The organism is Gordonia sp. GN26 (assembly GCF_054823965.1).
Map to the genome: position 1 here is coordinate 21,751 of NZ_JSYC01000029.1, position 20,098 is coordinate 41,848.

Annotated in this window: 21 protein-coding genes; 14 read left to right on the forward strand and 7 right to left on the reverse strand. The window is 67.4% G+C overall.

The window, feature by feature from the left end; all coding sequences use genetic code 11:
* The first annotated feature begins 236 nt into the window (after positions 1-236).
* Entirely contained in the window at positions 237-1,115 is an 879-nt protein-coding gene (locus tag OK17_RS08845; protein ID WP_461417224.1) for a formate/nitrite transporter family protein, read from the forward strand.
* Here the strand turns inward: OK17_RS08845 and OK17_RS08850 are convergent.
* Positions 1,102-3,186 carry a DUF2339 domain-containing protein gene (locus tag OK17_RS08850; RefSeq protein ID WP_461417225.1) on the reverse strand — a complete coding sequence of 695 codons (2,085 nt, stop codon included), beginning with the start codon at positions 3,184-3,186 and terminating at the stop codon, positions 1,102-1,104. The two genes, OK17_RS08845 and OK17_RS08850, sit on opposite strands and share 14 nt — an antisense overlap.
* 98 nt (positions 3,187-3,284) lie before the next feature.
* Between OK17_RS08850 and OK17_RS08855 the strand changes: the two genes are divergently transcribed.
* On the forward strand, positions 3,285-3,617 hold the full coding sequence (locus OK17_RS08855) for a hypothetical protein (RefSeq protein WP_461417226.1): 333 nt from the start codon (positions 3,285-3,287) through the stop codon (positions 3,615-3,617).
* A 74-nt stretch (positions 3,618-3,691) separates the two neighbouring features.
* Positions 3,692-4,972 carry an MFS transporter gene (locus OK17_RS08860; RefSeq protein WP_461417227.1) on the forward strand — a complete coding sequence of 427 codons (1,281 nt, stop codon included), beginning with the start codon at positions 3,692-3,694 and terminating at the stop codon, positions 4,970-4,972.
* Positions 4,973-5,076: 104 nt separating this feature from the next.
* On the opposite strand, the gene OK17_RS08865 is transcribed toward OK17_RS08860, so the two are convergent.
* Complete coding sequence (locus tag OK17_RS08865) at positions 5,077-5,679, reverse strand: TetR/AcrR family transcriptional regulator (protein ID WP_232717593.1); 603 nt, start codon at positions 5,677-5,679, stop codon at positions 5,077-5,079.
* 180 nt (positions 5,680-5,859) lie between these two features.
* On the opposite strand from OK17_RS08865, the gene OK17_RS08870 reads away from it, so the two are divergent.
* From OK17_RS08870 to urtE, 6 genes are all read left to right on the forward strand, one after another.
* On the forward strand, positions 5,860-6,906 hold the full coding sequence (locus OK17_RS08870) for an oxygenase MpaB family protein (protein ID WP_461417228.1): 1,047 nt from the start codon (positions 5,860-5,862) through the stop codon (positions 6,904-6,906).
* 314 nt (positions 6,907-7,220) lie between these two features.
* Positions 7,221-8,504 (forward strand): urea ABC transporter substrate-binding protein, encoded by a 1,284-nt coding sequence (gene urtA, locus OK17_RS08875; RefSeq protein WP_461417229.1) that lies wholly within the window; start codon positions 7,221-7,223, stop codon positions 8,502-8,504.
* Between the two features lie 86 nt (positions 8,505-8,590).
* On the forward strand, positions 8,591-9,478 hold the full coding sequence (gene urtB / locus OK17_RS08880) for an urea ABC transporter permease subunit UrtB (RefSeq protein ID WP_119032884.1): 888 nt from the start codon (positions 8,591-8,593) through the stop codon (positions 9,476-9,478).
* The gene (urtC, locus tag OK17_RS08885) at positions 9,475-10,587 is read left to right on the forward strand and encodes an urea ABC transporter permease subunit UrtC (RefSeq protein WP_119032883.1); all 1,113 of its coding nucleotides are present in this window, start codon (positions 9,475-9,477) and stop codon (positions 10,585-10,587) included. The genes urtB and urtC overlap by 4 nt, the downstream gene beginning before the upstream one ends.
* Entirely contained in the window at positions 10,584-11,450 is an 867-nt protein-coding gene (urtD, locus tag OK17_RS08890; RefSeq protein WP_461417230.1) for an urea ABC transporter ATP-binding protein UrtD, read from the forward strand. The genes urtC and urtD overlap by 4 nt, the downstream gene beginning before the upstream one ends.
* Before the next feature lie 5 nt (positions 11,451-11,455).
* Positions 11,456-12,148 carry an urea ABC transporter ATP-binding subunit UrtE gene (urtE, locus tag OK17_RS08895; RefSeq protein ID WP_461417231.1) on the forward strand — a complete coding sequence of 231 codons (693 nt, stop codon included), beginning with the start codon at positions 11,456-11,458 and terminating at the stop codon, positions 12,146-12,148.
* A 25-nt stretch (positions 12,149-12,173) separates the two neighbouring features.
* On the opposite strand, the gene OK17_RS08900 is transcribed toward urtE, so the two are convergent.
* Together OK17_RS08900 and OK17_RS08905 are read right to left on the reverse strand one after the other, a co-directional pair.
* Positions 12,174-13,376: an RtcB family protein gene (locus OK17_RS08900; protein WP_461417232.1), complete on the reverse strand. Its 1,203-nt coding sequence runs from the start codon at positions 13,374-13,376 to the stop codon at positions 12,174-12,176.
* Positions 13,377-13,386: 10 nt separating this feature from the next.
* A complete protein-coding gene (locus OK17_RS08905) occupies positions 13,387-14,130 on the reverse strand; it encodes a guanylate cyclase (protein WP_119032880.1) in 744 nt (247 codons plus the stop codon).
* Positions 14,131-14,194: 64 nt separating this feature from the next.
* Here OK17_RS08905 and OK17_RS08910 point away from each other — a divergent pair, with 64 nt between their 5' ends.
* Together OK17_RS08910 and OK17_RS08915 are read left to right on the forward strand one after the other, a co-directional pair.
* Positions 14,195-14,374 carry a hypothetical protein gene (locus OK17_RS08910; protein ID WP_119033820.1) on the forward strand — a complete coding sequence of 60 codons (180 nt, stop codon included), beginning with the start codon at positions 14,195-14,197 and terminating at the stop codon, positions 14,372-14,374.
* 67 nt (positions 14,375-14,441) lie between these two features.
* On the forward strand, positions 14,442-14,864 hold the full coding sequence (locus OK17_RS08915) for a hypothetical protein (RefSeq protein ID WP_035751115.1): 423 nt from the start codon (positions 14,442-14,444) through the stop codon (positions 14,862-14,864).
* A 124-nt stretch (positions 14,865-14,988) separates the two neighbouring features.
* On the opposite strand, the gene OK17_RS08920 is transcribed toward OK17_RS08915, so the two are convergent.
* Together OK17_RS08920 and OK17_RS08925 are read right to left on the reverse strand one after the other, a co-directional pair.
* Entirely contained in the window at positions 14,989-15,324 is a 336-nt protein-coding gene (locus tag OK17_RS08920; protein ID WP_119033819.1) for a transglycosylase family protein, read from the reverse strand.
* Positions 15,325-15,593: 269 nt separating this feature from the next.
* The gene (locus tag OK17_RS08925) at positions 15,594-16,904 is read right to left on the reverse strand and encodes a cytochrome P450 (RefSeq protein WP_461417233.1); all 1,311 of its coding nucleotides are present in this window, start codon (positions 16,902-16,904) and stop codon (positions 15,594-15,596) included.
* 90 nt (positions 16,905-16,994) lie between these two features.
* On the opposite strand from OK17_RS08925, the gene OK17_RS08930 reads away from it, so the two are divergent.
* A complete protein-coding gene (locus tag OK17_RS08930; protein ID WP_232717598.1) occupies positions 16,995-17,594 on the forward strand; it encodes a TetR/AcrR family transcriptional regulator in 600 nt (199 codons plus the stop codon).
* A gap of 6 nt (positions 17,595-17,600) precedes the next feature.
* Here OK17_RS08930 and OK17_RS08935 read toward each other — a convergent pair whose 3' ends face one another.
* A complete protein-coding gene (locus tag OK17_RS08935; RefSeq protein ID WP_461417234.1) occupies positions 17,601-18,686 on the reverse strand; it encodes an NADH:flavin oxidoreductase/NADH oxidase in 1,086 nt (361 codons plus the stop codon).
* Between the two features lie 56 nt (positions 18,687-18,742).
* Here OK17_RS08935 and OK17_RS08940 point away from each other — a divergent pair, with 56 nt between their 5' ends.
* Together OK17_RS08940 and OK17_RS08945 are read left to right on the forward strand one after the other, a co-directional pair.
* Positions 18,743-19,261, forward strand: a complete 519-nt coding sequence (locus tag OK17_RS08940) for a hypothetical protein (protein ID WP_461417235.1) — start codon at positions 18,743-18,745, stop codon at positions 19,259-19,261.
* Positions 19,262-19,283: 22 nt separating this feature from the next.
* Positions 19,284-20,063, forward strand: coding sequence for an enoyl-CoA hydratase-related protein (locus OK17_RS08945; protein ID WP_232717601.1), 780 nt, complete (start codon positions 19,284-19,286; stop codon positions 20,061-20,063).
* The last annotated feature ends 35 nt before the right edge of the window (positions 20,064-20,098 follow it).

A 20,098-nucleotide genomic window follows, 5' to 3' on the forward strand; every position in this document is an offset into this window, starting at 1 on the left:
ATCTCCACCATGCACACGTGCCGGCGGATTTCCAAGGTGTTGCCGGACTCCGCCGGAGATTTCACACGACGGACACGACGGTACGAGCAGGAGGTAATCGCGGCGAAACATCACTCCGACGAAGCGCTCGAGAGAGGTCGATGTAACACCGGGTCGTCCCGACGACACCTCGACGACATGTGGCCTCGATTCGATGGGGACAAGAGTCACGAATCGAAACGCCCGGGGAGAATCTCTTGTCCTATGTGAATCCGTCCGAATTCGCGGTGAAGATGGTGGACGCCGGTGAGGCGAAGGTGTTCCTGTCCACCCGCGACACGATCATCCGCGCCTACATGGCCGGCGCGATCCTCGCCCTTGCCGCGGCATTCGCCGTGACGGTCACCGTCCGCACCGGGGAACCACTGCTCGGGGCGTTGCTGTTCCCGGTCGGCTTCTGCCTGCTGTACCTGATGGGCTTCGACCTGCTCACCGGGGTGTTCACACTCGTCCCGCTCGCCCTGATCGACAAACGGCGCGGGGTGACGGTGAAATCCATGCTGCGCAACTGGAGTTGGGTGTTCGTCGGGAACTTCCTGGGCGCTTTTACTGTCGCGGTGATGATGGCGGTGATCGTGACCTACGGCTTCAGTGTCGACCCGGACGAGATCGGCCGGCAGCTCGGGCACATCGGCGAGAGTCGAACCGTCGGCTACGCCGAGCACGGTGCCGCCGGCATGCTCACGCTGTTCATCCGCGGTGTCCTGTGCAACTGGATGGTGTCCACCGGTGTCGTCGGCGCGATGATGTCGACGTCGTTACCCGGCAAGGTCCTCGCCATGTGGATGCCGGTGATGGTGTTCTTCTACATGGGATTCGAGCACTCGATCGTCAACATGTTCCTGTTTCCCTCGGGACTGATGCTCGGGGGCGACTTCTCGATCGGCGACTACCTCGTCTGGAACGAGATCCCCACGGTCATCGGCAATCTCGTCGGCGGACTCACCTTCGTCGGGTTGACGATCTACATCACCCACGCGCGCACCGCCGCCGACCGTCGGCCCGTCTCCCATGACGAGACCACCGAGGTCGACGTCGCGGCGCCCGTCGAGATCGAGACCGTCAAGACGGTCTGACCGGTGTATCCGCTCCCGGGGTCGTGGTCGGCGACCCCGGGAAGCGTTCGCCCTGGAGCGCCTTGGCGTACCAGGCGCCGAGTCCCAGCAGGATCAGACCGGTCACGATGAACACGAGGACCCGGAAGATCCCGTCGAGGGTGGCCAGGTCGAACAGGAACAGCTTGGCCATCGCCGCGGCGACGAGCACCAGTCCGCCGGTGACCGCGGCGGTGCGCTCGTTACCCGCGCGTCGCCGGGCGAAGGCCAGCGCCGCACCGGCGAGGACGACCCAGCAGGTGGTCGCGATGACGTGCCCGCCGAGGAAGCCGTCGGCGCCGGCGATCAGCACTCCGGACGTGACGCTGATGGCGGTCACGGCGTAGACCACGACGACGGCGACCGCGGTGTAGGCGACGCGGCCCAGGTCTCCGGCCGTCAGTCGGGTCCACCCGGCGGCGATCACGACCGCCCCCGCGGCGGCGAGCAGGCTGCCGATCACGATCGACAACGAAGCGTTGTCCTCCATCAGACGGGCCTGGGCCAGCACGTACGGCGGCATGTCGTCGAGCAGAGCTGCGAAACCGATCGCCCAGAGGACAGTGCTACCACCCAGCAGCACCAAGGACGTCGCCGACCACGTGCGCGCGACCAGGGCCGTCACCGCCGCGAGGCCCAACACCGCCGACACGGCCACCATGCCGTCGAAGCACACGAGGATCGCGACGAAGAGCACGACGAGTGAGGTCGCGGTCCAGATCTGGGCGACGACGTCGGGGAGTTCGAAGCGCTCGGTCCGTACCACCGAGCAGATGACGGTGATACCGATGACGAGCACGGCGACCGCAGCCTGCAGCGCGACCGCGCCCGCGATGCCCATCACCGCGCCGGCGAACAGAACCGGGATCGTCGTCGCCGATGCCAGGCCCGCGATGACCTCGCGGAATCGGGTGGTGGGCATCGCCACCAGGGCGCCCGCGAATCCGAGGACGATCACGACGAGTGCGGCGCCGGCGAACTCGAATCCGGTGTTCGCGGTGCTCGTTCCGCCCAGGGCGGCCAAGCCGACGACGGTCAGCGGAATCGTGGGCGCGGCCAATCGCACGGCGTGCAACCAGATCCAGTCGCGGCCCCACTGGACCCACGCCGACGCGGCGGCGAGCACCACCATGAACGCGATCAGGGTCATGTCGAGACCGCCGGTCAACACCGGGCCGAGAACGATGAGCGGGACCACCACGAGCAGGCCGAGATGTTCACTGCACCAACGGTATGCGAGGACCAGTCCGCCGGCTGCGACCACGCCGGCGACTGCCAGACCTGCCACGATGGGGAGCCACTCGTAGATCTTGGTGGCGGCGAGGACATCGAGATACCCGGCCGCGATCCCCGTTGCGGCCGTGGCGATCGCGCCGATCCGGCCATCCGGCTTGCGGCGCAACCAGATCGCGGTGCCGACAAGTGCTGCCGCAAGCACCGCGCCGCCCCCAACGCGGAACTCCGGGCGCAGGATGCCGGCCTGCGCGGCCAAGACGAGCAGCAGGGCGATGCCGATCAAGGTGACGCCGACACCGGCGGTGGCGAGGATCTTGCCGATCAGGCCGCGCTCGGCGGCCGCGGCGACACGTTCGGACAGCGGGCGCGCGGGTGGACGCGGCGGCAGGGGAGCGGCCGGCGGTCGCGGCATCGGCCCATAGGCGGGATGCGGTCCCGGACGTGACGGAGCCTGCTGGACGGGCGGCCCGTAGGTGTACGCATCCCGACCTGCCGGACGACCGGGTGACGCCCACGGAGACGCTTGCCGGTTCCCCATCGGCGATTCGGGCGGAGAAGGCGCGGGCGCCGGGGCGACGGTCGGCGCGGTGAGCGGTCCGGCCGGAGCCTCCAGCCGCGCCGGTTCCGGCTGTACCGGAGGGTCGGGCTGTGCGGCCTCGTCGGCGGGACTCTCGGCGTCGCCGACGATCCGCCGCAGTTCGGCGAACTCGGCCGAGACCGTGGACATCTGGCGGGCGATGGCATCGAACTCGGTGGAGATCCGCGCGAGTGTCGCGGCTCCCGGATCGCCCCCGAATGTGCTGCTGGAAGTGGTCATGGAATGACCCTGTCTCCTCATGGCTAGCGGAACATGAGTAGTGCTACTCACAGGGGTTGGGGGTTTCGTGCGCAGGTCCGCGCGGGTAAGCCTCCGGCATGAACGACGTACAGAATCCCAGCGACCGCGGGCGACAGGACGTCGAGAAGCGGTGGCAGGACACCGGCAGCTACCGGTCCGCAGCGCTCTACGTGGCCGCCGTCGTCGGAGTCGGAGCCATCGCATGCGCGATCTTCCTCGCCGTCGACCGCACCAACATTGTCCTCGCATCCCTGGTCCCCGGCGCATTCGTCGTCGGCGGTGTCGGCGCGCTGGTCATCGCCTACCGCACCTACCGCCGCGGCGGAACCTGGCCGATGTGGCAGGGCGCCGCGTGGTTCCTCTTCGCGCTGATGCTGGTCTCCCTCGCGTTCCCGGCCATGGCCGGCTGACGCCGACCAGAAGCCGCCGAGAAGGGGTCTGACCGCGACGACCCCGGCCTCCCGACTGCGGCATGATGTCTGCCATGTCGACCCCGTCGCGCACCGGCACGCTCGCCGTCGGCACCATGGCCCTGCTCACGGCTCTCTACTTCGCGCAGGGTCTGCCGTACGGGTTCTTCAGCCAGGCGGTGCCCGTCATCCTGCGTGAGGAGGGGTACTCGCTCACGCAGATCAGCGTCTACGGACTGCTCTTCGCGCCGTGGGGTCTCAAGTTCCTGTGGGCGCCGTATGTCGACCGATACGGAACCCGACGCCGCTGGCTCCTCGCGATGCAACTGACATCCGCGACGATCGCCCTCGCCCTGGCCTGCCTCGACCTCTCCGGGACGCTGGTCTGGCTCCTCGTCGGCATCGCCGTGATCAACCTGGCGTCGGCGACCCAGGACATCGCCACCGACGGACTGGCGGTACAGACCCTCGGCCCTCGACAACGAGGTCTGGGCAACGGGATTCAGGTGGGTGCCTACCGGGTCGGCATGATCGTCGGCGGCGGTGGACTGCTGTGGTTGTTCTCGCTCGCCGGATGGCGCAGCCTCTTCGTCGCGATGTCGATCCTGCTCGTCGCCCTGACGATCCCGGTGTGGTTCCTCGCCCGCACACCCGCGGACACGACGTCCTCGTCGACGGAACAGGCGCATGTCCCGCGGCCGTCACCGTCACTGCTCCTCACCGGCTGGCTCGCCCGGCTCCGACGACCCGGCGTGGTGGTGTTCATCCTTGTCGTCGGGGCCTACAAGTTCGGCAACTCGATGGGTTCGGCACTCGTCGGGCCCTTCATGTCCGACATCGGCCTGAGCCTGGGACAGATCGCCCTCGTCGAAGGTGCGTTGTCGTCGGCGGGTGCGCTCGCCGGTGCGGCCCTCGGCGGGTGGCTGGCGTTCCGGTACGGACGACGCCAGGCCCTGCTGTTCGGCGGTGTCACCCAAACTCTCAGTCTCGCCTTGTATCTGGTGGCCGCGTCGGGTGTCGGCGGGTTCTGGCTCGTGGTGAGTGCGAGCCTGGCCGAACACATCCTCGGTGGGGCGGCGACCGTCGCGGTGTTCACGCTGATGATGGACGCGTGCGAGAAGGGGTACGAGGGCAGCGACTACACGCTGTTCGCCTGCGCGGTGGTCGGCGTCCAGGGCGCGGCCGGTTTTGCGGCGGGCGTCGTCGGTGACCTGTTCGGCTTCCCGACGCTGTTCGCGACGGCACTGGTGCTCTCGGGTGTCGGTGTCGTCGTCATGATCCGCGCGCTCGATCGCGGGATGGGGCCGACGACGATCCGAGCGCTCGCGCGGAGAGCGCCGCGCTCGGTGGACTGAAACGTGGCGGGGGAACGTCGCCAGGGCTTCGTGGCTCGTCGCTTGCGCTCCTCGCACCTCAGCCGGCAGTGAGGAGCTCTCGCACCTCAGCCGGCAGTGAGCGATCAGCGACGGCCGGGGATGAGGGTGGCCAGGGCCTCGTCGACCACCCGTTCGAGATCGTCCCCGAGGTTCCCGGCGAGGAACTGCTGGGCGAGCTCGGCCATGGCCCCGGTGAAGACGGCCGCCCGCACCCGGCCGGTGAGCGGATCGGTCTCCCGGGCGTCGGCCTCGGCGAAGGAGAGTTCGAAGAGCATGTTCTGCGTGGCGGCACGACGCTGCGCGAGCACCGGATTGGTCCGTCCCTCGGTGAACAGGATGCGGCCGCGACGGGGATCCTCCGACGCGTGGCCGAGGACTGCGAGCATGCCGGCGCGGGTGCGCGCTCGGACGGAGTGACCTGCGGTGGTCATGGCGGCCTCGACCACCGCACCCAGCTCGGCGGCGGTGGCGTCGTAGACGGCGCCGAGTAGTTCGTCGGTGTCGGCGAAGCTCTCGTAGAAGTAGCGGGTGTTGAAGCCGCAGTGGCGGCACACCGACCGCACCGACAGTTCGGTCTCGGGTCCGCTGCCCCCGAAGATGTCGAAAGCCGCGGCGATCAGGATCGCGCGGCGCTCGGCGCGGCGGTCCTCCAGGGGGACGCCGGCCCATCGGGTCGGACTCGACATCGTTTCACCATAGACGGGCTGACCCGGCACGGAGCAAGGTCTGGTCACGCGCGTACCCAAAGCGTTAAAGTGGGTACAACCGTGACCACATGGCGGCCGTGCTCATGTGGCGTCGTCGTATCGACGGTCCGGGCCGGGGACCACCCCGCTCGGGTCGTCGGTATCGAGAAAGGACGATCGATGAACGTTCCCCTCGCGCCCCTACGGCTGCCCTCCACGGAATGGGTCCCGTTGGACCTGCCGCACGAGATGCTCGGATCGTGGCTCAACGGCAAGTTCGACGAGAACGTCCGTGCCAAGTTCTTCCGGGGGATGGAGTTCGAGAACCCGTCCGGCGACCCCGGGTGGTTCGGACCCGACAGTGCCACCTGGTATGTCCACTCGCACACGCCGGCGCTGATCTTCGGGCTGCAGAGCGCGTCGTACATCGAACGTCTTGATCCCAGCATCTTCTGGATGGGCATGCATCACTCCCGTCTGGTCCGGCGACGTGAGGATGGCACCGCGACCACCACCATCGACCCCGACGGTGCGATGACCCGCCTCGGGCATTCGCTCGCGTTCTTCATGGGGACCGCCTACGGATCGACGGAAACCGCCGAGCGACTCGCTCGTACCGTGCGGGCGATGCACCACACGATCAAGGGTGTCCGGCCCGACGGCGCGGCCTACGACGCCGACGATCCCGAGTGGTTGCGCTGGAATTACGCGACGGTCGTGTGGGGTATCGCGACGGCGCACGAGATCTACCACCCGCGACCTCTGCGCGGAGCCGAACTCGACAGGTACTACGGGGAATTCGTGCGCGTGGGTCATGCGCTGGGCGGAACCGACCTGCCCACCAGCAAGGCCGAGACCCTGGAATGTCTCGAGTCATACCTGCCCCGGCTGGCGCTGACGCACGGCAACGCGATGGCCACGGGCGCCAACCTCCGGAATCGTGCTCAGGCGGCGGTGGATTGGGCGATCCGGGACATCCAGCCGCGCTGGGCCCAGCAACTCATCTCCTACCGGCCGCCGAATCCCGTCGAACGGCGGGCCCGCCGATCCGCCGTGTGGACCATCATCAACTCGGCCCATCTGTCGATGGGGGAGGCGCCCGAGTTCGCCGCCGCCAAGCGACGCGTCGCCGGCGGCACCGACGTGCCGCACACCCTGCCGCGCTACGAACTCGGCTCCGATCCCGAGCTCAGTCGCGCGGAGGTGGAGGCAGCTTTCTCGCACTAGACGACCGATCCAGACTACCGACCCGGGGCGGCGCATCCGACAGCGATGCGCCGCCTTCGTCGTCGAAAAATCCGATCCGGCAACAACATTCGGCAGTGTGAATCGGGCGTGAGCCGCATTGAAGCGGAAACAGGGAATTCATCTCACGTCACGCTGGTGTAACAAAGCCTAAATACGTTTACCCGACATACGCGAGTTCGCCGATCGAGAGCGACGCGTATCTCTTCGGGGGGGTCACGCGGTGCGAAGCAGCGCCGGGTGTCTGTCATGGCCCCGCTCGAGCCGACCTGAGACGTATTGAGAAAGGCCTTCGGATGCCGTTTGATTCATTGCCGTCCGCCGTCACCCCCACACGCCGTAGGCGGTACGGCATCCTCATCCCGGCGGCGCTGTCCGCCCTCGCACTCGCGCTGAGCGCCTGTGGCAGCTCGGCGAGCGAGGACTCGGCATCGAGCGCCGAGTCCTGCGTCGACACCTCGGGCGACACCATCAAGGTCGGCTCACTGAACTCGCTCTCGGGCACGATGGCGATCTCCGAGGTCACCGTGCGTGACTCGATCAAGCTGGCCGTCGACCAGATCAACGACAACGGCGGTGTGCTGGGCAAGCAGATCCAGCTCATCGGCGAGGACGGCGCCTCCGAGCCCACCATCTTCGCCGAGAAGGCGGAGAAGCTGATCTCGGCGGACTGCGTCGCGGCGGTGTTCGGCGGCTGGACGTCGTCGAGCCGCAAGGCGATGCTGCCGGTCTTCGAGGACAACAACTCCCTGTTGTACTACCCGGTGCAGTACGAGGGCCTCGAGTCGTCGAAGAACATCTTCTACACCGGTGCCACCACCAACCAGCAGATCGTGCCGGCCCTGGAGTACCTGAAGGAGAAGGGCGTCAAGTCCCTCTACCTCGTCGGCAGCGACTACGTCTTCCCGCAGACGGCCAACCGCGTCATCAAGGCCTACGCCGAGGCCAACGGCATCGAGATTAAGGGCGAGGACTACACCCCGCTCGGTTCGACGGACTTCTCGACCATCGTCAACAAGGTCCGCACCGCCGACGCCGACGCCGTGTTCAACACCCTCAACGGCGACTCCAACGTGGCCTTCTTCCGTGAGTACAAGAACGTCGGTCTGACCCCGCAGGCGATGCCGGTGGTGTCGGTCTCGATCGCGGAGGAAGAGGTCGGCGGCATCGGTGTGGAGAACATCGAGGGGCAGCTCGTCGCGTGGGACTACTACCAGACCATCGACAACCCGGCGAACGAGTCCTTCGTCCGCGACTACAAGGCCGCCTACGGCGCCAACAAGCCGACCTCCGATCCCATGGAGGCCGCCTACGTCTCGGTGTACCTGTGGAAGAACACGGTCGAGAAGGCGAACTCGTTCGCCGTCGCCGATGTCCAGAAAGCCGCCGGCGGAGTCGCTTTCGAGGCTCCCGAGGGTTTGGTGACAATCGACGGCGAGAACAACCACATCACCAAGACCGCTCGCATCGGTGAGATCCGCGGCGACGGGCTGATCTACACGGTGTGGGATTCGGGCCAGCCGATCGAGCCGGACCCGTACCTCAAGTCCTACCCGTGGGCGGAGGGCCTCAGCAGCTGACCTGTGAGTGACCCGTCTCGTGCCCCGCGCGAGACGGGTCACCCCCTTGTCGCCCGCATCGACACCCACGACGAACGGATGGGAACGTGGAAACCGTTATCGGACAGCTCTTCACCGGGCTGAGTCTCGGCTCGATCCTGCTCCTGGCAGCACTCGGTCTGTCCCTGACCTTCGGTCAGATGGGCGTGATCAACATGGCCCACGGGTCGTTCATCATGGCCGGCTCCTACACCGCGTACTCGGTGCAGGAATACCTGATCTCGAACGCCGGTGTGTCCCTCATCGTCTCGCTCTTCATCGGATTCCTCGTCGGTGGCCTCATGGGTGTGCTGCTCGAGGTCACCCTCATCAAGCGCATGTACGACCGTCCGCTCGACACCCTGCTGGTGACGTTCGGCGTCGGACTGATCCTGCAACAGCTCGCGCGCGACATCTTCGGTGCGCCGGCAGTCCGCGTCACCGCGCCGCCGTGGCTGTCCGGAGGCGTCGACATCCTCGGTGCGGTGGTTCCCAAGACCCGCCTGTTCATCATGCTGCTGGCCGTCATCGCGGTGGTGGCGATCGCCGTGACGATGAAGTACACCCCGATGGGGCGTCGGATCCGCGCGGTCGTCCAGCACCGCGACCTGGCCGAGACCAGCGGGATCTCCAGCCGGACAACCGACATCACCACCTTCTTCATCGGCTCCGGACTCGCCGGTGTCGCCGGTGTGGCGCTGACCCTCATCGGTTCCACCAGCTCGAACACCGGTATGACCTATCTGATCGACGCCTTCCTGGTCGTCGTCATCGGCGGCCTGGGACAGATCAAGGGCGCGGTTATCGCGGCCATCGCCCTCGGCATCCTGAACTCGTTCATCGAATACAACACGACCGCATCGGTGGCCAAGGTCGCCGTGTTCGTGATCATCGTGATCTTCCTGCAGATCCGCCCCCAGGGCCTGTTCACGGTCCAGTCGAGGAGTCTCGTGTGAAGGACTATTTCAGCGGTCACTGGAAGACCTACGCGGGGTTCGCCGTCGCGGCGGTGCTGCTGTTCGGCGTCGCACCCGCGGTGCTCTCCGACTTCCGGCTCAACCTGCTCGGCAAGTTCCTGTGCTTCGGCATCGTCGCGGTCGGTATCGGCCTGGCCTGGGGCCGCGGCGGCATGCTGACCCTCGGTCAGGGTGTGTACTTCGGCCTCGGCGCCTACATCATGGCGATGCACCTGAAGATCGCCGACGCCGAGATCCGCGGCGACGACGTGCCGGACTTCATGCAGATCGCCGGTATCCGCGAACTCCCCGGGTACTGGAAACCGTTCGCCTCGCCGCTGGTGACGATCCTCGGAATCCTGTTCGTGCCCACCCTGATCGCGGTCCTGCTGGGCCTGGGTGTGTTCAAGCGGAAGGTCAAGGGCGCCTACTTCGCGATCCTGTCGCAGGCGCTCGCCGCCGCCTTCGCGATCCTGCTCATCGGCCAGCAGAGCACCGGCGGCAGCAACGGCCTCAACCGTTTCCGCAGCTTCTTCGGTCTCGCCCTGAACGACCCGGTGAACCGCCACCTGCTTTTCTACATCGCCTCCGCCACCCTGCTCGTCGTCGTCGCGATCACCCGGCAGCTGATGTACAGCCGCTACGGTGAGCTGCTCGTCGCCGTGCGCGATCAGGAGGAGCGTGTTCGCTTCCTGGGCTACGACCCCGCCAACGTCAAGGTCGTCGCCTACGCGATCGCCGCCCTGTTCGCGAGCATCGCCGGCGCCCTGTTCGTGCCCATCGTCGGCATCATCTCGCCCGCCGACGTCGGCATCGTACCGTCCATCGCGTTCCTGATCGGTGTCGCGATCGGCGGTCGCACAACACTTCTCGGACCGGTACTCGGCGCCATCGCGGTCGCCTGGGCGCAGACCAGTCTGTCGGAGAACTTCCCCTCCGGATGGACCTATGCGCAGGGCATCCTGTTCATCGTCGTCGTCGGCTTCTTCCCGGCCGGCCTGGCCGGGATCGGCGCCGCGCTCAAGTGGCGCCGGAAGAGATCGGTCGATCCGTCGCCCACCGGTGACATCGACGAACACGCCGACAGCAAGGTAGGAGCCTCGTCATGAGCGGATCCGAGACGGTGGGCACGGTCGAACCGGTCGCCGGTGGCAACGCGGGGATGGACAGCGACTACCTCCAGGTGCGCGGTCTGTCCGTCGAGTTCGACGGTTTCAAGGCCGTCACCGACGTGGATCTCACGTTGCTGCAGGGTGATCTGCGGTTCCTCATCGGACCCAACGGCGCCGGTAAGACGACCATCATCGACGCGATCACCGGTCTGGTGAAGGCCACCGGGTCGATCCAGAAGTCGGGTGTGGAACTCGTCGGCAAGAAGGTGCACCAGATCGCGCGCCTCGGCGTCGGCCGAACCTTTCAGACCGCCAGCGTCTTCGAGGAACTGAGCGTGCTGCAGAACCTCGACATCGCCGCCGGCGCGGGCCGGTCGGTGTGGACCATGCTCCGACGTCGGCCCACCGAGATCCCCGAGGGGATCGCCGAGGCCCTCGAGACCATCGGCCTGCAGGATCTGCGCGACACCCCGGCCGGCGTCCTCGCGCACGGTCAGAAGCAGTGGCTGGAGATCGGCATGCTGCTGGTGCAGAACGCCTCGGTGTTGCTGCTCGACGAACCGGTTGCCGGTATGAGCCACGAGGAACGTGAGGAGACCGGAAACCTGTTGCGCCGGATCGGCGGTGAGCGGACCGTGGTCGTCGTCGAACACGACATGGACTTCATGCGGGCGTTCGCGACGTCGGTGACGGTCCTCGCCCGCGGTCAGGTGTTGGCCGAGGGCAGCGTCGCCGAGGTGCAGGCGAATCCGAAGGTCCAGGAGGTGTACCTCGGAACCGCCGCCGGCGGTGAGGAACTCGAGGAGATCGCCGCCGACTCCGACGACGCTCCTGTTGTCACGACCGAGAAGAAGGGCTGAGCCCGATGCTGAAACTCTCCGGGGTGCACGCCGGATACGGCCGCACCGAGGTCATCCACGGCGTCGACATCGAGGTCCCGTCCGACGGTGTGGTCGCGGTGATGGGGCACAACGGCGCAGGCAAGACAACGCTGCTCCGGGCCGCCGTCGGTCTGGTGAAGACCACCAAGGGGTCCATCACCTTCGACGGTGTCGACATCACCAAGGCCCGCCCGAGCGCGCGGGTCAAGCACGGCATCGCCTATGTCCCGCAGGGCCAGCAGAGCTTCGGCCACCTCACCACCGCGGAGAACCTCCAGGTGGTGGCCGACGGACGCAAGCGCGGCAAGGAACTGATCGCCGAGATGCTGGACATGTTCCCGGCCCTGAAGGAACTGCTCGGCCGGCGTGCGGGCCTGCTGTCGGGCGGTCAGCGCCAGCAGCTCGCGATCGCCCGAGCCCTCCTCACCGAACCGCGGATGCTGATCCTCGACGAACCGACCGAGGGCATCCAGCCGTCGGTGGTCGCCGAGATCGAACAGACCATCACCACCCTCACCCAGCGGGGCGGACTCGGCGTGCTGCTCGTCGAACAGCACATCGGCTTCGCTCTCCAAGCGGCACAACAGTATTACGTGCTGGAGAGCGGCCGGGTCACGTCGTCGGGCGAGGGCGGTACGGCCGCTGAGGCGACCGTTCGTGAGGCGATGACCATCTGATCGCGGGCCCCGCCGAAGGTCGCGGTCAGGTGCCCTTCACGTTGAGCAGCTGGGTCAGGACCGCCTCGACCTCGACCAGATCGCGGGCGTCGTCCATGATCTGGTCGATCGGCTTGTAGGCGGCGGGGATCTCGTCGATCCATTCTCTGCCGTGACGGTATTCGATGCCTTTCATCGCCTCGGCGAGGTCATCGAGCGTGAACAGCTTCTTCGCCTTGGTCCGCGAGAACCGCCGGCCTGCACCGTGCGGGGCGGAGAACAACCCCGGCTCGTTCCCACGTCCGCGCACCACATACGACCTCGTGCCCATCGACCCCGGGATCAGGCCGTACGTCCCGGCACTGGCGTCGATCGCACCCTTACGGGTGAGCCACACCGCCTTGTCGGCGATCTCCACGTTCTCGGTGTAGTTGTGGTGGCAGTTGATCCGGCGTACCTCGATCGACTCCGGGGGCCGGAAACCGTTGTCGCCGAGCCATACGTCGAACACGCTGATGAATCGGTCCATCATCTCGGCCCGGTTCTCGAAGGCGAACCGCTGCGCCCACCGCAACTCGCGGATGTAGTCGTCGAACTCCGCGGTGCCGGAGTCGAGGTAGGCGAGGTCGGGATGGGGGAGGCCGATGTGCTCACGACGGCACCGGTCCTGAGCGACCCGAATGTGCTTCTGCGCGATCTTGTTTCCGACGCCGCGGCTACCGGAGTGCAGGAACAGCCAGATGGTACCGGTGTCTCCGCTCCCGACCTGTTCGCACAACTCGATGAAATGGTTGCCGCCGCCCAACGAACCCAGCTGCTCACGCCACTTCGGTGAGTGGGACAGGTCGACGTCGTTGTCCGAGGCGGACTCCTCCAGCTCGGCGATCCTGGCCTGGGTGTGCGGGAACCGGACGGTCTCGTTGTAGTTGCCCGGGGACAGCGGGATCGTCGACTCCACGCGTCGCCGCAGGTCGGCTAGGTCGAAACCGTCCAGGTCGTCCCTGCCGATCGAGGTAGCGACGCCGATCATCCCGCAGCCGATGTCGACGCCGACCGCGGCCGGGATCACGGCGTCGACGGTCGGGATGACCGTCCCGACCGCAGACCCCTTGCCCGCGTGGGCGTCGGGCATCAGCGCCACGTGCGGATGGATGAACGGCAGCGTCGAGATCTCGGCCGCCTGTCTCCGGGTCGTGTCGTCGAGGATCGAGGCGAAGTTGAGTACCTTCGGTGCGATCATCTCAGGCATGTCTGCTCCCTCAGCGAAGGTGGACCGCGATCTCCGGTCCCAGGGCGTGCGGTGCGTGGAGGGGGAGGCGGTCGCCGCTCCAGAACCGGCCCGGGTCGAACCAGTTGGAGTCCTTGGTGGTGTCGAGAATTCCCATGTCGCGGTAGGTGATCGCGACGACCTCGGCGCAGTAGGCCGCTTCGAGGCTCACCGGTTCCGGCGACGAGACCTTGTGCTGCCGTTGCTCACGGCGTTCCCGGACCTTGCGGTCGAGATAAGGGAGACCGCGAACCAGGTCGGCCGAGTTGGGTACGCGACCACGGAACCATCGACCGGCCAGGCGTGCGGTGGTCGGGAACGGGGTGCCGTCGAGGCGCGCGATCACCTTGAGTAGTTCGTCCTCCTGCGTCCGGCTGACCTCCGGACCGAGCTGACGAATCCAGCACGCCTGCTCATACCGGACCATCCACTGCTCGACGGCCTCACGCGCATCGTGGAGCTGTACCCCGCGGTGATTCGACCCGGTCCAGACGTCGGTCAGTTTGTCGCCGAGTTCGGCATGCCACAGCAGAGGCGGGAGATCGTCGATGCACACCGCCATCGCCACATGGTTCACCGGCGCATTCGTGAGTGTGCGGATGGCGCGGTCGGGCCCGGAATGTCCGCGGAACAGCCAGACGTCGCCGGTGCGCGTGGCCTCGAGCGCGGTGGTCAACGAGACACCGCCGGACTCCCCGGCGAGATCGGCGCGCCGCGGTCTTCTCCTGGTGGGCATCCCCGAAGACTAGAGCGTGCGCTCGAAGACGGCCATCGGCCGCGGGGCGACCTATCCTGCCCCCATGAGGAATCTGTGGAAGTGGTTGGGACTCGCCGGTGCCGTCGGCGTGACGACCGGCGGTGTGCTGATCGCGCGGGACCAGCGTCAGCGCAAGGCCTATTCGGCCGACGACGTCCGCGAGCGACTACACCAGCGTCTGGCGGAGGCCGATACCGCTGGTGGCGGAGACGAACGATCCTGAGGACACTGGTGGGCAAGGTCGGCCCTGGTGGCCGGCCGGGCAAGCCGAACCACAGATAGGGAACACCATGACCGACAACAGCGGATTCGGCGGCGGACCGTTCAACTTCGGCCCCGAGGACTTCGACCGTTTCGCACGCGAGGCAGGCGAGGGGCTGCGCGACGTGTTCGGCAAGCTCTTCGAGGGCCAGGCGGCGCCGGGTGCGTTCTCCATGTTCTTCGACGAGGCGGCCCGGGGTCGCACGCGGACGCAGCCGCGGCCGGAGACGGCCGGGGAGACCGGATCGGGAGTCTGGGCCGTGTTCGTCGTCGACGAGGACGGTGGGGCCCGCGTCGAGCAGGTCTACGCCACCGAACTCGACGCGCTCCGCGCGAACAAGAACAACACCGACCCGCGTCGAAAAGTGCGGTTCCTGCCGTACGGCATCGCCGTCAGCGCCCTGGACGAAGCGCTCGACGGGGAGCCCGGCGAGGACGAGAAGTCCGACTGAACAGCTTCTTCGTCAGACGGATGAGGCCGGTGAGTCCGAATGGACTCACCGGCCTCATGCCGTGCGAAGCACTCATCGGTGCTCCGGTGATGCAGTCACAGCGCCTCGGGCGCCGATGCTGCTATCAGAGGTTCGCGCCGCAGACCGGCCACGCACCGGGGCCCTGAGTCGCGAGGACGTTCTCCGCAACGCGGATCTGCTCTTCGCGCGAGGCGTTCGCCGGGTTACCGGAGCCGCCGTTGGCCTCCCAGGTGCTCTGCGAGAACTGGAGGCCGCCGTAGTAGCCGTTGCCGGTGTTGATGCTCCAGTCACCACCGCTCTCGCACTGGGCGACAGCGTCCCAGTTGCCCGAGTCGGCCGAGGCGGTGGCCGCCATCATGCCGAACGGGGCAGCGGTGAGGGCACCGACGAATGCGGCACGGGTGACGAGCTTGGTCATGTGGTTCTTGGTCATACGCATGGTCTTCCTCCTGATCACCACCCGGGGTTGGCAAGGTGGTTGATTTCGGACTTGGCCGACCATACGGCTTGATAACGGTCAGGTCACGTCAGGGTCGTGACCTGCAGAATCTCGGTAACGCATGGATAACGCCGTTAGCTTTGGGGCAAAAGCCCAGCGCATCGCGGCATTCCGCGAGTAGTTGCAAAAGCGCGTGTTCGGACGTGTTCGATGACGAAGGTCACACCTTCGGAGTGGTGTGGAACACTTGCTCGAGGGGGCTCGGGAGGCTAGTGGCGCCGTCGGACGGCGATGCGTCCGCCGCGTGCGGGTGCGTACGCGACGCCCCGGGAGAACCAGCGCTCCGCGCGTGCGTCGGTGGGGATCAGCTCGAAGTCGCTCAGGATCGTCCGCAGCGCCACGTCCATCTCCATCGTCGCGAAGGCGGCGCCGATGCAGCGTCGTGTGCCGCCGCCGAACGGTAGCCACGCCGGCGACGGCGCGGTGCCCAGGAAGCGGGTCGGATCGAACCGCTCGGGGTCGGTGAACTCGCGGCTGTCGTCGTGGAGCAGCGCGATGGAGACCATCACGTTGTATCCGCGCGGTATGCGCCAGGGGCCGAGTTCGAGCTGGTGGGCGACGACGTGGCGGGCGGCGAAGTCGATGACCGGGCGGCTGCGCTGGGTCTCGAGGATGGTGGCGTGCCGGTACTCGGTCCCGCCTTCGTCGACTTCGGCGACAAGGCGATGCACGACTTCGGGGTGACGACGCAGGCGCTCGAACGCCCAGGCGAGCGTCGTTCCGGTCGTCTCGTGCCCGGCGGCGAGCATGGTCATCAGCTCGTCGCCGATCTCGTCGTCGTTCATCGGGGTGCCGTCGTCGTAGCGGCTGCGCAGCATGAGGGCGAGGATGTCGTCGCGCTCCTCGAGTCGGGGGTCGTTGCGAGATCTGGTGATCAGATCGCCGAGGAGGGCCTTGCCCTCCACGCGCATGCGCTCGTACCGACGGTTGGGGTCGAGCGCGCTCAGTACGCGAGGGAGGTTGGGAACGGTTGCCGCGCGGGAACCGACGGTGACCATCGGCGGGATGATGCGCCGCAGGTTCTCCAGATCCTCGCCGACTGCGCCGAACACCGCGCGCAGGATCACGTTGAGGGTGATCCGCATCATCGGCTCCATCGAGGCGAACTCGGTCTCGACGGGCCACGTCGAGGTCTCGGCCCGGACCTCTTCCTCCACGATCTGCTCGTAGGTCTTCATCCGTTTGCCGTGCAGCGGCGGGGTCAGCAGCTTGCGGCGCGCCCGGTGCTCCCGGCCCTCGAGGGAGAAGATCGAGCCGGCACCGAGGATGCGGCCCAGATTGGGCTGGACGTTGACGACCTTGTCCCCGGCGGTGAACAGCTCGCGTGCGAGCGTGGCGTCGGAGATCACCACCGCCTGCCCGAAGACCGGGAGGTGCACGGTGAAGGCGGACCCGTGCCGGTCGTGGAGATGGCCGAAGAAATGTCGTCGCGAGGCGATCGCGGCAAGTCCCTGCACCGCCGAGGGGAGTCGCGTGGCGGGCGGTAGATGCGAGTCACTGCGCAGGACGGATGTACTCATCGGCTCGAGGCCTCCCCAGGTCTGGTACGTCGGCGTACCAGTGACGGTACGCGGGGGTACCGGGGAGGGCAAGAGGCATATGCTCGCAGCGTGAACTCGGAGCTGTGGCCGGAAGGCGCCTCGTCGACGCGGGAGCGTCTGCTGGCGGCGATGCTCGACTGTGTCGCCGCGTCGGGATACCGCGAGACCACCGTGGCCGACGTCGTCCGCGTCGCGCAGACCTCGCGTCGCTCCTTCTATCAGGAGTTCACCGACAAGCAGGACTGTTTCTTCGCGCTGGTCCGCCGGACCACCCGGTTGACCATCGACGAGATCGCGCGCAGCGTCGATCCGCAGGCCGATCCGGAAGACCAGGTGCGGCAGGCTGTTTCGGCGTACGTGGCGGCCAGTGATCGCTACCCGGGGTTGGTGCTGAGCTGGATCCGGGAACTACCGGCGCTCGGGCGGCCCGCCGACGTCGTGAAGAACGAGGCGCTCGAGGAGTGGGTCGATCTGTTCGTGCGGCTGACCTCCAACCCGGCCCTGATCGCCGCGGGAGTGCCGCCGATCAGTCGGCAGCGGGCGATGTTCCTGTGGGGCGGGGTGCGTGAACTGACCGCCGAGGCCATGGAGACGGGCGCGCCGCTGTCGGAGATCGTCGAACCCGCGACAGCGGCGTGCCTCGCCCTGATCCTGGCCGGCGGCCGTTAGCGCAGATCAGCGCCAGGCGCCCCGCAGATACTGCGGCGGGTAGGGCGCCTCGTCGCGGGAGAGGCCCAGCTCGTGGGCAGCCCGTTGCGGCCACGACGGCTCGCGCAGGGCGACGCGTCCGAAGAGGACGGCGGTGATGTCGTCGTCGCCGGCGATCTTCTCGGCCTGATCGGGCTCGACGATGAGCCCGACCGCCGCGGTCGGGACACCGGAGTCCCGGTGGATGGAGCGGGCCAAGTCCACCTGGTAGCCGGGGCCGACAGGGATGTCGGCGAGCACGTTGCCACCGGACGAGACGTCGATCAGGTCGACGCCGCGGGCGGCGAGGATCTCGGCGAGACGGGCGGATTCGGCGACATCCCAGCCGCCGTCGCGCCACTCCGTACCGGAGAGCCTGATGAACAGCGGCTTCGACTCCGGCCACACCGCGCGCACGGCCTCGACGACCTCGAGCACGATGCGGGTGCGGCCTTCGAAGTCGCCGCCGTAGGCGTCGCTGCGGGTGTTGGAGAACGGCGACAGGAACTGGTGCAGCAGATACCCGTGCGCTGCGTGGATCTCGACCACGTCGAACCCTGCTTCGTCGGCGCGACGCGCCGCCTGGGCGAAGGCGTCGACGACCACGGCGATCTGCTCGGTGGAGAGGGCGACCGGATCTGCGTAACCCTCGAACGGCACGTCGGACGGGCCGACGGTCGTCCAGCCCCCGTCTTCGACGGGGATGCTGCCGGAGCCGTCGGCGAACGGCGAGTACGTCGAGGCCTTACGGCCGGCGTGGGCGATCTGGGTGCCGATGGTCGCGCCCTGGGAGTGCACGAAGTCGACGATCCGCTTCCACGCCTGAGTCTGGTCGTCGTTCCACAGACCGGCGTCTTCCGGGCTGATCCGGCCCTCGGGGACCACGGCCGCGGCCTCGGTGAGGATCAGCCCGAAGCCGCCGGCGGCGCGGGCGCCGAGATGGGCGAGATGCCAATCGGTCGGGATGCCGTCGCCGGCGAAGGAGCTGTACTGGCACATCGGCGCGAGCCAGATCCGGTTGGGGATCTCGACGTCGCGGAGCGTGATCGGTTCGAAGAGCGCTGTACTGGTCACGAATAGGGTCAACCGATACGGCGGCACGCTATTCCCCGGGCGGTAGGTTGAGACCCATGACGCAGACCCCGCGAGATGCGCGCCGCTTGTTCTTTCCGCTGTCGGTGACCGTGTTCGCCGCGGTGTGGATCGGGGTCGCGGTCCTCGGTTCCGACGAGATGGCCGGGCACATCGGCCTGGACGGTGAGGTCACGCGCTGGGACTCCAAGTGGGTGTTCCTGGGTTGGCTGGGAGTCGTCGGGTTGGTGCTCGTGGTCATCTTCGGTGGCGCCGAACGACTTCTGTCCCGCCTCCCCGCAAGTGCGGTGAACTTCCCGAGCCGCCGCCGCAAGGCGTACTGGATGGAACCGTCGAACCGCGACGAGTTCAATCGCCGGATGGGCGATGACCTGTCCTTGATGGGCGGCGCGACGTTGTTGATGATGGCCTGGCTGCTCGCGGCCTCGGCCATCATCGGGAGCAGTGACAGCGCATCGTGGACCCTGGCCATCCCGGTTGCGATCTATCTGGTGGCCGTGGTCGGTTACACCCTGTACATCAGCGTCGGGTCGCGGTACGCGATCCCCGGCGACTGACACCCGAGGAAGGAACCCGACGATGAGCGAGACGACAGACGCGGTGTCGGTGGAGGTCGACGCGCCGCTCGGGGTGATCACCCTGCGCGCCGCGCGGCGTCGAAACCCGTTGTCCACCATCACGATGAAGGCGGTCACGGCTGGACTCCGCGGGTTCGACGAGGACTCCGGTGTGCGCGTGATCGTGATCCGGGCGGAAGGTCCGGCCTTCTCCGCCGGCCACGACCTCGGCGAACTCGTCGACCGCACGCTCGAAGACGAACGCGCCGTCTTCGACACCTGCGCCGAGCTGATGCGAACCGTCCACGAGGTGCGTCAGCCGGTCATCGCAGAGGTCGCCGGCATGGCCTTCGCCGCCGGGTGCCAACTGGTCGCGACGTGCGATCTCGCGGTCGCGGGGCGCAGCGCGAAGTTCTCGACCCCGGGCGTCCGGATCGGCCTGTTCTGCTCGACTCCGATGGTCGCGCTGACACGGGCTGTCGGCCGCAAACGCGCCATGCACATGCTGCTGACCGGGGAGGCGATCGATGCCGAGACGGCCGCCGACTGGGGGTTGCTCAGCGGCGTCGTCGACGATGCCGAACTCGCCACGACGGTCCGGGATCTGGCGCTGCACATCGCCGGGTCGAGTGCCCGGACGGTGTCCATCGGCAAGCAGGCCTTCTACAAGCAGATCGAGCTCGACGAGGCGTCGGCGTACGTGGAGATGTCGGAGACGATGGCGACCAACGCGATGACCTGCGATGCGCAGGAGGGGATGTCGGCATTCCTGGAGAAGCGCGAACCGGTCTGGACCGAATAGCCGCGAAACCCACCACATTTGGCCAGGTCCACCAC